At 71.5% G+C, this 12,904-nt stretch carries 12 protein-coding genes and 1 riboswitch; of the genes, 7 read left to right on the forward strand and 5 right to left on the reverse strand.

Translation table 11 applies throughout. From position 1 onward, the window contains the following. A riboswitch (SAM riboswitch) is annotated at positions 1-170 on the reverse strand. Between the two features lie 147 nt (positions 171-317). Next, complete coding sequence (locus PGH47_RS19525) at positions 318-1,262, forward strand: glucosyl-3-phosphoglycerate synthase (RefSeq protein WP_107906285.1); 945 nt, start codon at positions 318-320, stop codon at positions 1,260-1,262. A 95-nt stretch (positions 1,263-1,357) separates the two neighbouring features. Then, a complete protein-coding gene (locus PGH47_RS19530) occupies positions 1,358-2,797 on the forward strand; it encodes an alpha,alpha-trehalose-phosphate synthase (UDP-forming) (RefSeq protein ID WP_271664507.1) in 1,440 nt (479 codons plus the stop codon). Positions 2,798-2,815: 18 nt separating this feature from the next. Here PGH47_RS19530 and otsB read toward each other — a convergent pair whose 3' ends face one another. Genes otsB through PGH47_RS19545 form a run of 3 tightly spaced genes read right to left on the reverse strand, consistent with a single transcriptional unit; the run spans position 2,816 to position 5,273 of the window. Continuing rightward, positions 2,816-3,700: a trehalose-phosphatase gene (gene otsB / locus PGH47_RS19535; RefSeq protein ID WP_271664508.1), complete on the reverse strand. Its 885-nt coding sequence runs from the start codon at positions 3,698-3,700 to the stop codon at positions 2,816-2,818. Positions 3,701-3,740: 40 nt separating this feature from the next. Further along, a complete protein-coding gene (locus PGH47_RS19540; protein ID WP_271664509.1) occupies positions 3,741-3,992 on the reverse strand; it encodes a DUF3263 domain-containing protein in 252 nt (83 codons plus the stop codon). Positions 3,993-4,028: 36 nt separating this feature from the next. Then, positions 4,029-5,273 (reverse strand): ABC transporter substrate-binding protein, encoded by a 1,245-nt coding sequence (locus tag PGH47_RS19545; RefSeq protein WP_271664510.1) that lies wholly within the window; start codon positions 5,271-5,273, stop codon positions 4,029-4,031. Between the two features lie 159 nt (positions 5,274-5,432). Here PGH47_RS19545 and PGH47_RS19550 point away from each other — a divergent pair, with 159 nt between their 5' ends. From PGH47_RS19550 to PGH47_RS19560, 3 genes are all read left to right on the forward strand, one after another. After that, positions 5,433-6,377: an ROK family protein gene (locus PGH47_RS19550; RefSeq protein WP_271664511.1), complete on the forward strand. Its 945-nt coding sequence runs from the start codon at positions 5,433-5,435 to the stop codon at positions 6,375-6,377. Next, on the forward strand, positions 6,377-7,588 hold the full coding sequence (gene nagA / locus PGH47_RS19555) for an N-acetylglucosamine-6-phosphate deacetylase (protein WP_271664512.1): 1,212 nt from the start codon (positions 6,377-6,379) through the stop codon (positions 7,586-7,588). Before PGH47_RS19550 ends, nagA begins: the two co-directional genes overlap by 1 nt. Before the next feature lie 144 nt (positions 7,589-7,732). After that, entirely contained in the window at positions 7,733-8,662 is a 930-nt protein-coding gene (locus tag PGH47_RS19560; protein WP_271664513.1) for a 1-phosphofructokinase family hexose kinase, read from the forward strand. Positions 8,663-8,668: 6 nt separating this feature from the next. Here PGH47_RS19560 and PGH47_RS19565 read toward each other — a convergent pair whose 3' ends face one another. Together PGH47_RS19565 and cdgB are read right to left on the reverse strand one after the other, a co-directional pair. After that, the gene (locus tag PGH47_RS19565; RefSeq protein WP_271664514.1) at positions 8,669-9,607 is read right to left on the reverse strand and encodes a CBM35 domain-containing protein; all 939 of its coding nucleotides are present in this window, start codon (positions 9,605-9,607) and stop codon (positions 8,669-8,671) included. A gap of 118 nt (positions 9,608-9,725) precedes the next feature. Then, complete coding sequence (gene cdgB, locus PGH47_RS19570) at positions 9,726-11,381, reverse strand: diguanylate cyclase CdgB (protein WP_176576586.1); 1,656 nt, start codon at positions 11,379-11,381, stop codon at positions 9,726-9,728. A 337-nt stretch (positions 11,382-11,718) separates the two neighbouring features. Between cdgB and PGH47_RS19575 the strand changes: the two genes are divergently transcribed. Then, positions 11,719-12,318: a flavin reductase family protein gene (locus PGH47_RS19575; protein WP_125524034.1), complete on the forward strand. Its 600-nt coding sequence runs from the start codon at positions 11,719-11,721 to the stop codon at positions 12,316-12,318. Positions 12,319-12,386: 68 nt separating this feature from the next. Continuing rightward, the gene (locus PGH47_RS19580) at positions 12,387-12,860 is read left to right on the forward strand and encodes a GNAT family N-acetyltransferase (RefSeq protein WP_271664515.1); all 474 of its coding nucleotides are present in this window, start codon (positions 12,387-12,389) and stop codon (positions 12,858-12,860) included. Positions 12,861-12,904: the final 44 nt, after the last annotated feature.

Below are 12,904 nucleotides of genomic sequence, written 5' to 3' on the forward strand. Positions count from 1 at the left end.
TCCTCATCTTCCTCACGACGCATCTCGCCGTGAGACGGATTTGGCACCTTCCCTAGCCGGGAGCCTCGCGGAGACGATCAACGGTGACGATCGACGCTGATCTACGAGAACCGACTGGAGGGTTGCCGGGGCTTCATCGGGCCGTATCCCTCTGCCCCTCTGGATGAGCGGTATTCGGTTGTTGACGACGGCCGACCTCGGACATGCGATGGTCATCCGCGTTGTTCAAGACTGTAACCGAACGCCAGGACAGTTGAGCTAGCCGTCCGAACCGCGAGATGGATCACAGACGTCCCGACAGTGAGGAGCCGCCGACCGTGCTGGAAGAAGCAGAGCGCTGGCTGAGCAGCCGCTCCTGGTCCGTAGCCGACCGCCCGCTGCATCACATCCTGGCCGCCAAACAGCGCTCGGGCCAGTCGGTGTCCGTCGTGCTGCCCGCGCTCAACGAGGAGGAGACGGTCGGCGAGATCGTCGCGATCATCGCCCATGACCTCGTCCGGCAGGTCCCGCTGGTCGACGAGATCGTGGTCGTCGACTCCGGCTCCACCGACCGCACCTCCGAGGTGGCCGCCGCGGCGGGCGCCCGGGTGGTGCACCGCGACGAGATCCTGCCGCGCGTCCCGGCCGTGCCCGGCAAGGGCGAGGTCCTGTGGCGCTCCCTGCTCGTGACCGGCGGCGACATCGTCTGCTTCATCGACGCCGACCTGAAGGAGTTCTCCTCCGACTTCGTCTCCGGGATCGTCGGCCCGCTGCTCACCGACCCCGGCGTGGACCTGGTCAAGGCGATGTACGACCGCCCGCTCGCCGGTGCCGCCGGACAGGGCGGCCGGGTCACCGAGCTGATGGCGCGCCCGCTGCTGAACATGCACTGGCCGCAGCTCGCCGGCTTCGTGCAGCCGCTCGGCGGCGAGTACGCGGCCCGCCGCAGCCTGCTGGAACAGCTCCCGTTCCCCGTCGGGTACGGCGTCGAGCTGGGCATGCTGGTCGACGCGCTGCACCTGGTGGGGCTCGACGCCCTGGCCCAGGTGGACGTCGGGGTGCGCAAGCACCGGCACCAGGACGGGCAGGCGCTCGGCCGGATGTCCGCCGCGATCTACCGCACGGCGCAGCTGCGGCTCGCCCGCGGGCATCTGGTGCGGCCTTCGCTGACCCAGTTCGAGCGCGGCGAGGACGGTTTCGAGCCGCGGACGTACTCCGTGGACACCGAGGAACGGCCGCCGATGGTGGAGATCGCCGAGTATGCGACGCGGAAGGTGGCGTAAACGCCGGAAACCGGCCGTATACAGGGCTGACGAGCGCCCCCCACTGAGCGGAACCGCACGTTTGAGCGTTTCCGGGGAGGGCTAGGTTGAGGCTTATGGCTTCCACGCAGGATGCGCCGGGTACGCACGGTGCCGCCAAGGTGCTCGTCGCGTCGAACCGCGGCCCGGTCTCGTACGAGGTGCGGGACGACGGCTCGCTGCACTCCAGGCGCGGAGGCGGCGGAGTCGTCTCCGGGCTGTCGGCGATCGGGCCGGACGCGGGCGCGCTGTGGGTGTGCTCGGCGCTGTCCGACGGCGACCGGGAGGCGGTGCGGCGCGGGGTCGGTGAAGACGGCGTGCTGATGCTGGACATCCCGGCGGACGTGCACGCGGACGCGTACAACGGCATCGCCAACTCGGTGCTGTGGTTCGTCCACCACATGCTCTACCAGACGCCGCTGGAGCCGGTCTTCGACGCGGAGTTCCGCCGCCAGTGGGCGTCCTACGAGGCGTACAACCGCGCCTTCGCCGAGGCACTGGCCGGGCAGGCGGCGCCGGGGGCGGCGGTGCTGGTGCAGGACTACCACCTGACGCTGGTGCCCGGGATGCTGCGTGAGCTGCGCCCCGACCTCAGGATCGGCCACTTCTCGCACACGCCGTGGGCGCCCCCGGAGTACTTCCGGATGCTGCCCGACGACATCGCCGAGCAGGTGCTGCGCGGGATGCTGGGCGCGGACCGGCTGGGGTTCCTCACCCGGCGGTGGGCGGACGCCTTCGAGGCGTGCTGCGCCCGGTTCGCCGACGGACTCGGGGGCACGCGGATCGGTGTGCACGGGCTGGGCGCGGACGCGGACTTCCTGCGCGAACGCTCCCACCGGGCGGACGTGACGGAGCGGATGACCGCGCTCCGCGACGAGATCGGCTCGGCCCCGGACGGCACCGCCCGCAGGACGATCGTGCGGGTCGACCGGACCGAGCTGTCCAAGAACATCGTCCGCGGCCTGCTCTCCTACCGGCAGCTGCTCGACGACCACCCCGAGTGGCGCGAGCGGGTGGTGCACGTGGCCTTCGCCTACCCCTCGCGGCAGGACCTGGCGGTGTACCGGGACTACACGGCCGAGGTGCAGCGGCTGGCGGACGAGCTCAACTCGCAGTACGGCACGCCGGGTTGGACGCCGGTCGTGCTGCACGTCAAGGACGACTTCGCCCGCTCGCTCGCCGCCTACCGGCTCGCCGACGTGGCGCTGGTCAACCCGATCCGGGACGGCATGAACCTCGTCGCGAAAGAGATGCCGCTCGTCTCCGACGAGGGGTGCGCGCTGGTGCTTTCGCGGGAGGCCGGGGCCCACGAGGAGCTCGGCGAGGACGCGATCACCGTCAACCCGTACGACGTGGTGGGCACGGCGCGGGCGCTGCACGAGGCGCTGTCCGTGGGGCCGGAGGAGCGGGCGGAGCGCTCGAAGCGCCTGGCGGCCGCGGCGACCGCGCTACCGCCCGCCCAGTGGTTCCTGGACCAGCTGCACGCACTGGAGGAGCAGCCCGGCCCGGCCTCCTGAGCGGAGGCGGGGCCAGGGTCAGCCGGCGGCGTCGGCGATCGCCCGCAGCAGCCGTACGACCCCTGCCGGGCCGTCCACCACGACGTCCGCCCGCTCCGACAGTTCGGTGACCTCCTCGCTGCCGCTGCACACCAGCAGGCCGGGGGTGCCGTCGGAGCGGAGTTTGTCGACGGCGGCGTAGGCGGGCAGGTCGCCGAGGTCGTCGCCGGCGTACAGGACGCACTCGGCGCCGAGCTCGCGGACGTACTCGCTCAGCGCGACGCCCTTGTCCATGCCGGGCGGGCGCAGTTCCAGGACCATGCGGCCGGGTTCGACGATCAGGCCGTTGCGCACGGCCAGGTCGGCGAGGGGGGTGCGCAGGGCCTCGAAGGTGCCCTGGGGGTCGGCGGCACGGCGGGTGTGGACGGCGACGGCGTGTCCCTTGTCCTCGGTCCAGGTGCCGGTCGCGGCGCCGTTCGCTTCGAGGATGCCGGGCAGTTCGGCCCGTACGGCCGCGACGCCGGGGTGCGGGTCGGGCGCGGTGACCTCGCCGCTGACGGCCTCCCAGCGCTCGGCGCCGTAGTGCCCGAGCACGACGAGGTGCTCAAGGCCGGGGACGCCGGCGAATCCGCCGTACCGCACGGCGACGTCGGCCGGGCGGCCGGTGATCACCGCGACGGCGGCGACCTTCGGAGCGAGCGCCGTGAGCGCCGGCAGGGCGTCGGGGTGGGCCCGCGCCTTCTCCGGGTCCGGCACGATCGGGGCGAGCGTCCCGTCGAAGTCCAGGGCGATCAGTGCCCGCGCGGGCCGCGCGAGGAGTGCGGCGAGCCCGTCGCGGCCGTTTGCGGTCGCGGGGGTGGGCAGAGGGGCCGTGGAGTCGGCCCGGTCGGGGTCGGTCAGATCCTTTTCCTGGTCACTGGCCATACAAGGACCCTATCCAGCGAGGGCGCCGCGCACCCCTCGCTCACCGCTCCGTCCGCCGGGCCTCCCGCACCCGTCGCAGCCGGTTCACCGTGACCGGGTCGTGGGCCAGGGCCCTGGGGTCGTCCAGCAGGGCGTTCAGCAGCTGGTAGTAGCGGACGGGGGCCAGGCCCAGTTCCTCGCGTATCGCGCGCTCCTTGACGCCGGGGCCCGGAAAGCCCCGGCGTTCCAGAGCGAGGATGGCCCGCTCGCGGTCGGCGAGGGCGGCCTCGGGCGGGTCCTGGTGCTGGTCCATGGCTCGCACCGTAACCCCCGCCACCGACAACGGCCGCTACTCGGCGCTCTCGGCCCGCGTCGCCGTCGACTGGAGGCCGCCCAGGATCGCCGACGGGCTGCCGCCGGAGGTGACGGTGCTGCCTATGCGCTTCTTGATGTCCGCGCTGACCTCGGCCCAGGACGTGCGGCCGACCGGGTAGAGCTCGGAGAGCGGGAGCCGCTCCAGGAAGGGCTTGAGGTCGGCGTCCTGCTTTGCCGCGGTCATCACCGTGGACGCGGAGTTCGTCACCGGCAGCAGGTCGTACTCGCGGGAGAAGTCCAGGACGTTCTGCTTGTCGTAGACGAAGTCGAGGAAGTCGCCGACCTCCTCGGCGTGGCCGTTCTCCTTGAAGGCCATCATCCAGTCCGCCACGCCCATGGAGACCTTGCTCGGGCCGTCGATGCCGGGCATCGGCACCATGCCGAACTTCACGCCCTTCTTCTTGGCCATCTGCATCAGGGACGGGTGGCCGTTGAGCATGCCGACGTCACCGGCCGCGAAGGCGGCGAACGCGTCAGCCCGGTTGAGTTCGCCGGGTGCGACCGGGCCGGTGAGGTCCTTGCCGACCAGGTTGTCCTTCAGCCAGTCGAGGGTGGCGACGTTCTCGGAGGAGTCGATGCTGTAGGTGCCGAGGTCGCTGTCCGTGTAGCCGCCCCCGCCGCTGAGCAGCCACTGCATCGTCTCGGCCTGCGCCTCCTCGGCACCGAGCGGCAGCGCGTACGGCGTCTTCACGCCCTCCGCCTTGAGCGCCTCGGCGTCGGCGGCCTGCTCCTTCCAGGTGGTCGGCGCGGAGATGCCGGCCTTCTCGAAGAGCGTCTTGTTGTAGAAGAGCAGCCGCGTGGAGGAGGCGAACGGGATGCCGTACTGCACGTCCCGCACCCGGCCCGCGTCCGCGAACTGGGCGACGAAGTCGGCCTGCACGGGGATGGAGAGCAGGTCGTCGGCCCGGTAGAGCAGGTCCTTGGCGGCATAGTCGGCGTACGCGCCGATCTGTGCCATGTCCGGCGCCTTCCCGGCGTCGACCATCTCCTTGACCTTGGCGTCGACGTCGTTCCAGGAGTACACGGCGACGTCGACCGTGACGCCGGGGTGCTCGGCCTCGTAGGCCGTGACGAGCTTGTCCCAGTACTTCTGGGAGCCGTTGGAGTCGTTGTCGCCGTAGTCCGCGGCGACCAGCCGCAGGGTCACGTCGCCCGAGTCGCCGGTCAGTCCGCAACCGCCCAGGGCCGCCGTCAGACCCAGCGCGGACACCGCCGCCATCGCTCCCGTACGTCTACGACCACGACTACGCCCCTGCACGCCAAACCGCCCCACGCCTATGTTCGAAACTTTCGAAACGTCATACATATTGCCCCCATAAGGTCTACACCACGTAAGTGGACTAGACCTCTCGCGGGTACGCAAGCCACACTGTCCCCCGTGAGACATGTCATCGCCCTCGATGTGGGCGGCACCGGGATGAAGGCCGCCCTGGCGGGCGCGGGCGGTGAGCTGCTCCATCAGGCCCGCCGACCGACCGGGCGCGAGCGCGGACCGGACGCGGTCGTCGAGGGCATCCTCGACTTCGCCGCGGAGCTTCGCGTCCACGGCGAGGAGCGCTTCGGCGAGCCCGCGGCCGCCGTCGGCGTCGCCGTCCCCGGCATCGTCGACGAGGAGCGCGGCATCGCCGCCTACGCGGCCAATCTGGGCTGGCGGGACGTACCTCTGCGCCGGCTCATGTCCGAGCGGCTCGGCGGCGTCCCCGTCGCCCTCGGCCACGACGTGCGCACCGGCGGTCTCGCCGAGGGCCGGATCGGCGCGGGCCGGGGCGCCGACCGCTTCCTGTTCGTGCCGCTCGGCACCGGGATCGCCGGCGCCATCGGCATCGACGGCCGGGTGGAGGCGGGCGCCCACGGCTTCGCGGGCGAGATCGGCCACATCGTCGTACGGCCGGGCGGTGCCCCCTGCCCGTGCGGACAGCGCGGCTGCCTGGAGCGGTTCGCGTCCGCCGCGGCGGTGAGCGAGGCGTGGGCCGCCGCCTGCGGGGACCCGGAGGCCGACGCCGCGGACTGCGCCAAGGCCGTCACGTCCGGCGACCCGAACGCCGTACGGATCTGGCAGGAGGCCGTGGACGCCCTCGCCGACGGCCTGGTCACCGCTCTCACCCTGCTGGACCCCCGCACCCTGATCATCGGTGGCGGCCTCGCCGAGGCGGGGGAAACCTTGTTCACACCACTGCGGGACGCGGTCCGGCAGCGGGTCACCTTCCAGAAGCTGCCGACCATCGTCCCCGCGGCCCTGGGCGACACGGCCGGCTGCCTCGGTGCCGGGCTGCTGGCCTGGGACCTCCTCGACAACACCGACCGTACGGAGGTAACTCCCTGATGGCAGCCGACCTGGGGGCGCGGGGAACTGCGCGACAAGCCACGACGCACCCGCAGCCCGCGACGGACAAGGTGCCCCTCATCCTGTCCGGCGCCAACGTGGTCATGCCGACGGGAACCCTCAAAGAGGGCCAAGTGGTCATCGATGGTGCCCGAATCGCCGGTACCGCACCGGAGAACGCCCACCGCATCGACCTCGACGGCCACTGGCTCCTGCCGGGCTTCGTCGACATCCACAACCACGGCGGCGGCGGAGCCTCCTTCACCTCGGGCACCCCCGAGGACGTGCTGAAGGGCATCCACACCCACCGTCTGCACGGCACCACCACCCTCGTCGCCTCCACCGTCACCGGCGACATGGACTTCCTCGCCCGGCGCGCGGGCCTGCTGGCGGAGCTCGCCGAGCAGGGCGACATCGCGGGCATCCACTTCGAGGGGCCGTTCATCTCCCCGTGCCGCAAGGGCGCGCACTCCGAGGAGCTCCTGCGCGACCCCGACCCGGCGGACGTGCGCAGACTGCTCGACGCCGCCCGCGGCCACGCGACGATGGTCACCCTCGCCACCGAACTGCCGGGCGGCATCGACTCCGTACGCCTCCTCGCCGAGCGCGGCGTCATCGCGGCGATCGGGCACACCGACGCCGGCTACGAGCAGACGGTCGAGGCGATCGAGGCGGGCGCGACGGTCGCCACCCACCTCTTCAACGCGATGCCGCCGCTCGGCCACCGCGAGCCGGGCCCGATCGCGGCCCTGCTGGAGGACGAGCGCATCACGGTCGAGCTGATCAACGACGGCACGCACCTGCACCCGGCGTCCTTGCAGCTGGCGTTCCATCACGCGGGCGCCGACCGGGTCGCGTTCATCACGGACGCGATGGACGCGGCCGGCTTCGGCGACGGCCGCTACATGCTCGGCCCGCTGGAGGTCGAGGTCGCCGACGGGGTGGCCCGACTGGTCGAGGGCGGCTCGATCGCGGGCTCGACCCTCACTCTGGACCGCGCCTTCAAGCGGGCGGTCACCGTGGACCGGCTGCCCGTCGAGGACGCGGTGACGGCCCTGTCCGCCAACCCCGCCAAGCTGCTCGGCCGCTACGACCGCATCGGCTCCCTGGAGCCCGGCAAGGACGCCGACCTGGTCGTTGTGGACTCCGACTTCGACCTCAAGGGCGTGATGCGCCGGGGCGAATGGGTGGTTGAGCCACAACTGGGCTGATGTGTCCGCCTGTTGGGGGCGGTGGTTGTCCTGCGAGACTGGGACGGCCGCCGCCCGTTTGGCATGATCGGCATCTGCCGGAGGGAACAACCGGCAGACGGACGGCGCACACATGCCGAACTCTTCGGGGGAGGTCGAGTACAGGTGATTCTCACGGTCACGTTGAACACCGCTCTCGACATCACCTATCGCGTCCGGGCGCTGCGGCCCCACGCCTCCCACCGGGTCTCCGAGGTGATCGAGCGCCCCGGCGGCAAGGGGCTGAACGTGGCCCGGGTGCTGGCGGCCCTCGGACACGAGGTGACGGTCACGGGCTTCACGGGCGGCGCGACGGGCCGGGTGGTCCAGGAGCGGCTCACCGGCATCCCCGGGGTGGTGGACGCCCTGCTGCCGGCCTCCGGCCCGACCCGGCGCACCATCGCCGTCGTCGACGAGCGCACCGGCGACACGACCCAGCTCAACGAGCCCGGCCCGACGGTCACGCCCGCCGAGTGGTCCGCCTTCCAGGAGGCGTACGACGACCTGCTGGCGTCGGCCTCGGTGGTGGCCCTGTGCGGCAGCCTGCCGCCGGGCGTGCCGGTGGGTGCGTACGCCGGTCTGGTGCGGTCCGCGAAGGCGGCGGAAGTACCCGTCCTCCTGGACACCAGCGGGGAGGCGCTGCGCCGGGGTGTCGCCGCCCGGCCGGACATCATCAAGCCCAACGCCGACGAACTGGCCGAACTGACCGGCTCCCACGACCCACTCCGCGCCACCCAGGACGCCCGCAGACGCGGCGCCCGCACGGTGGTCGCCTCACTCGGCAAGTCCGGTCTCCTGGCCGTCACCCCCGAGGGCCGCTGGCAGGCCACCCCGCCCACCCGCCTCCACGGCAACCCCACGGGCGCGGGCGACGCGGCGGTGGCGGGCCTGCTGTCGGGGCTGGTGGAGAAGCTGCCCTGGCCCGACCGTCTGACCCGGGCGACGGCCCTGTCGGCGGCGACCGTCGTGTCCCCGACGGCGGGCGAGTTCGACCGGGCGACCTACGAGGAGTTCCTGAACCGGGTGGCGGTGACCGCGGAGGTCACGGCCGCGTGACCGGGACTAGGACTTGACCCAGCCCTTGACCAGCCACATCTGGTCGATGAGGGCGTCGCACTGGTTGCCCTGCTCGCAGGACAACTTGATCGTGTTCGAGCCCTTGTTGAGCTGGATGTAGTTGTAGGTCTTCGTCCAGCCCTTCTCGTAGTCGCCCTCGGGGCCGTGGGCGTAGTTCTTGAGGTTGACCGGCGCGGTGGACGGCGTGCCGTTGACCGTGAGGGTGGCGTTGCCGTCCTTGCCGGGAACGCTGAAGCCGACGAAGACGGTGTACTTACCGCTCTTCGGGATGTCGCTCACGGACCAGGAGACGGAGGAGCCGACCTGGTTGAAGCCGGTGACGTAGACGCCGCCGTCCGCCTGTGCGCCCTTGATGTCGGACGCGGTGGCGGCCCCGCCGGCGAGGGCGAGGGCCTTGGCGTCGATCGTCGGCAGGTCGTCCTCGGCGGCCGCGCTGTTGCTGTTCGACGGGCTCGGCGCGCTGCTCTGCTGGGACTGCGACTGCGTCGGCTGTGCCGCGTCGTCCTTCTTGTCCTTGTCGTCGTCACCCCCCAGCATCGCCACGCTGATGCCGATGACGACCGCCGCGACCACGGCGATCGCGCCGATGAGGAGGCCCTTGGTGTTGGGGCCCCGGCCGCGGCCGCCGCCGTACGACGGTTGCTGCTGCTGGACCGTGGTCGCCCCGCCGGGGTGCGTCTCCGGTGCCGCGTAGTGCGCGTTCGGCTGACCGTAGCCGCCCTGCTGTTGCGGTATCTGGGGGGCCGCAGCGGTCGGCTGCTGGCCGTACTGGCGCTGGCCGACGGCACGCACCCGGTTGACGGCGTTCGGGTAGCCGTAGCCACCGGACGGCGGCTGGGCTCCGTTGGCCTGGCCGTCGGCGTAGAGGTAGCCGAACGGGTCGTCGTCCTCGGGCGTACTGGCGCCGTTGTTGCCGGACGTCATCCCTTGGTACTCCTCACCAGGTGCGGGCGTTGCGATGGGGCGGTCAGAAGGGCGAGCCTACCCGCTCCTGATGGCCCAAACGGGTGACTCAGACCGCATCAGCTCGCTGACCTGGGATTCATCCCGCGCGTCTGTGTTGTTTGGGACGAGATCGTTTCTCTACGTACATCCGCTCGTCAGCGGACTTCAACACTTCGTCCGCCGTCATCCCGCAGTGCGCCCACCCGATGCCGAAACTGGCCCCGACCCGCACGGCACGGCCCTCGGCCCGGATCGGCTGGATGATCTCGCTGCGCAGCCGGACCGCCAGGTCCTGGGCGTCGGCGCGGCCGAGCCCGTCGGCGAGGATCACGAACTCGTCGCCGCCGAGCCGGGCGACGGTGTCGCCGTCGCGGACCTGCCGGGTCAGCCGCCGGGCGACCTCGATGAGAACCGCGTCACCCGCGTTGTGCCCGAACCGGTCGTTGATCGACTTGAAGCCGTCGAGGTCGCAGAAGAGCACCGCGAGCCCCTTGGTGCCGTCGTCGCGCTCGACCTCGTCCGGGGAGACGGTGTGCACGTGGTGGTCGTAGGCGTCCAGCGCCGCCACACCGGGGAAGTCGAAGCCGTGGCCGTTGGCGTCGAAGACGGCGGGGTGGCCGTAGGCGGCGTCCATGGACTCCAGGGCACCCGCGTGCGTGGGACGCCGGCACAGCCGCGCGGCCAGGCGCGCCCGCAGCTCGGCGGAGTTCGGCAGCCCGGTGAGCGAGTCGTGCGAGGCGCGGTGGGCGAGCTGGAGCTCGCGGCGCTTGCGCTCCTCGATGTCCTCGACGTGGGTGAGCAGGAAGCGGGGCCCGTCGGCGGCGTCCGCGACGACGCTGTTGCGCAGCGACACCCAGACGTACGAACCGTCCCGGCGCCCGAGCCTGAGCTCCGCGCGCCCGCCCTCGGCGGACGTCCGCAGCAGTGTGCCGATGTCCTCGGGGTGGACGAGGTCGGAGAAGGAGTAGCGGCGCATCGCGGAGGCGGGGCGGCCGAGGAGGCGGCACAGCGCGTCGTTGGTGCGCAGGATGCGGCCGTGCTGGTCGCCGCCCATCTCGGCGATGGCCATGCCGGAGGGGGCGTACTCGAAGGCCTGCCGGAAGCTCTCCTCGCTCGCGCGCAGGGCCTGCTGCTCACGCTCCAGCCTGACCAGTGCCCGCTGCATATTCGCGCGTAGACGTGCGTTGCTGATCGCGATGGCTGCCTGGAAGGCGTACATCTGGAGCGCCTCGCGCCCCCAGGCGCCCGGCAGCCGGCCGTTGCGCGGCCGGTCCACGGACAGGACGCCGATCAGCTCGCCGCACGCGCCGCCCTGTACGCCGGGCGTGTACATCGGCGCGAACAGGCGGTCCGAGGGGTGCCACTCGTCCTCGAAGCGGGGCGCGGGCCCGTCGGTGTACCACTGCGGGACGTCGTCGTCGTCGAGGATCCAGCCCTCGGTGTGCGGTATGAACACCAGGTCGCCCCAGTGCTGGCCCATGCTCAGCCGACGCTCCCACGACTCGCGCGAGCCGACCCGGCCGGTGATGAGGGCCTCGGCGGCGGGGTTGCCGGCGAAGGCGGCGACGACGAGATCGCCGTCGGGGCGTACGAGGTTGACGCACGCGAGCTCGTAGCCGAGGCCGTTGACGACGCCGTCGGCCACGGTCTGGAGCGTGTCCGCCAGGCTGCGGGCCGTGTTCATGTCCGCCATGACCTGGTGCAGTTGCCGCAGGGTCGCAAGACGGACGTACGGCTCCGACTCGGTCTCCATGGTCGCCCTCCCCCCGAGACCTCGCAGCGAATCAAGGGTCCTACTTCGGCGTAACGTCCCTTGCTAGTCCCCGCCACTGAATCACAGCGCGCTGCTCACTCGGTACACAGGGTCAACAATTAATGGCCCTTGTGACTCAAGTCACAGCTAAACGTGAACAATTGAGCGGTGTTTCTGCGTTTTTCCTGTGTGTTTACTGAACGCAAAGTTGGCGCGCCCGTGGAGATGCCACGAAACGGCCGCGAACAGTTCCCCACGACTCCGTCGGGAGTCCTAGGTCCGTTCTCGGGCGCAGGCCCGATGCGGGGCGTGCGGGACCGACATTAGCGTTTCCGGCGTGCCGAACACTTCTCTCCCCGCGCCGCCCGTGACCGCAGTCCTCCCCGCCTCCCGCAGCCCCTTTGGGCATGCTGAGGGAGTGAGCGACGACGAGTTCCGTGCCGCGATGTCGCGGTTGGCCGCGGGCGTGGTCCTGGTGACCGCGCTGGAGCCGCCGCTGGACCCGGACGATCCGCACGCGCCGCCCGGCGAGGACGTCGGCATGACGGCGACGGCGTTCATGTCGGTGTCCCTGGATCCGCCGTTGGTGCTGGTCAGCCTGCGTACGGGGGCCCGGATGGACGACCTGCTCGATGAGCAGCCGCTGTGGGCCGTCTCGGTCCTCGCGGAGAGCCAGCGCCACATCGCCGGACGCTTCGCGATGAAGGGCCGGGTCAGCGACCGCCTGCTGTTCGCCGACATCCCCTACGTCCGCGGCAAGGAGACCGGCGCCCCTCTGGTGGGCGGCGCGCTCGCCACCCTGGAGTGCCGCACCGAGCAGCGGGTGACGGCCGGCGACCACACCCTGGTGATCGGCCGCGTACTGTCGGCCTCGCTGCCGAGTGCGGACGGACGCCCGCTGACCTATTTCCGGGGCCGTTACCGGCACTTGGGATGATCTCCGCCGCGGATACGGCAGTCGAATTCCCGTGGCCGGCGACTGATCACGCGACATACCGTGCCCGGATGACGCCGACGACTTCCACTCCCCGCCTCGAAAAGATCACACCTGGAAATTTCGAAGCCGCGACCGGCATACGCGTCAGGCCCGACCAGGAACACGCGGTCTCCCCCGTCGTGGAGTCCCTCGCCGAGGCATACGTCCATCCCGAGGGCGTCGCCTGGCCCCGTCTCATCGTCGACGGCGACCGCCCGGTCGGCTTCCTGATGGCCTTCCTCGACATCGACTGGCACGGCGACGGCAGCCTGCGCCGCTCCGGCCTGTGGCGGCTGAACATCGCCGCCGGGGAGCAGGGCAGGGGCTACGGCCGTTTCGCCGTCGAGTCCGTGGCCACGGAGCTGCGCCGACGCGGCGCCACCGAGCTGTACGTCACCTGGCACCCCGGCCCCGACGGCCCGGAGGGCTTCTACACCGGACTGGGCTTCAAGCCCACCGGGGAGACCTCCGGCGGCCAGACGGTGGGCGTGCTGGAGCTGTAGGCGGAGCGGGAGCCGGCCCCCTCGGGCGTCCCGCCCCGCCGGGC

Origin of the sequence: Streptomyces sp. HUAS 31 (assembly GCF_028198125.1) — a bacterium.
GTDB lineage: Bacteria > Actinomycetota > Actinomycetes > Streptomycetales > Streptomycetaceae > Streptomyces > Streptomyces chartreusis.

What these genes read in the sequence shown, in the direction of transcription:
- PGH47_RS19540 (WP_271664509.1), bottom strand. Translation starts at nt 3,992, where the DNA reads ATGGACCAGCACCAGGACCCGCCCGAGGCCGCCCTCGCCGACCGCGAG.
- nagA (WP_271664512.1), top strand. Translation starts at nt 6,377, where the DNA reads ATGGCAGCCGACCTGGGGGCGCGGGGAACTGCGCGACAAGCCACGACG.
- PGH47_RS19530 (WP_271664507.1), top strand. Translation starts at nt 1,358, where the DNA reads ATGGCTTCCACGCAGGATGCGCCGGGTACGCACGGTGCCGCCAAGGTG.
- otsB (WP_271664508.1), bottom strand. Translation starts at nt 3,700, where the DNA reads ATGGCCAGTGACCAGGAAAAGGATCTGACCGACCCCGACCGGGCCGAC.
- PGH47_RS19545 (WP_271664510.1), bottom strand. Translation starts at nt 5,273, where the DNA reads ATGGCGGCGGTGTCCGCGCTGGGTCTGACGGCGGCCCTGGGCGGTTGC.
- cdgB (WP_176576586.1), bottom strand. Translation starts at nt 11,381, where the DNA reads ATGGAGACCGAGTCGGAGCCGTACGTCCGTCTTGCGACCCTGCGGCAA.
- PGH47_RS19580 (WP_271664515.1), top strand. Translation starts at nt 12,387, where the DNA reads ATGACGCCGACGACTTCCACTCCCCGCCTCGAAAAGATCACACCTGGA.
- PGH47_RS19565 (WP_271664514.1), bottom strand. Translation starts at nt 9,607, where the DNA reads ATGACGTCCGGCAACAACGGCGCCAGTACGCCCGAGGACGACGACCCG.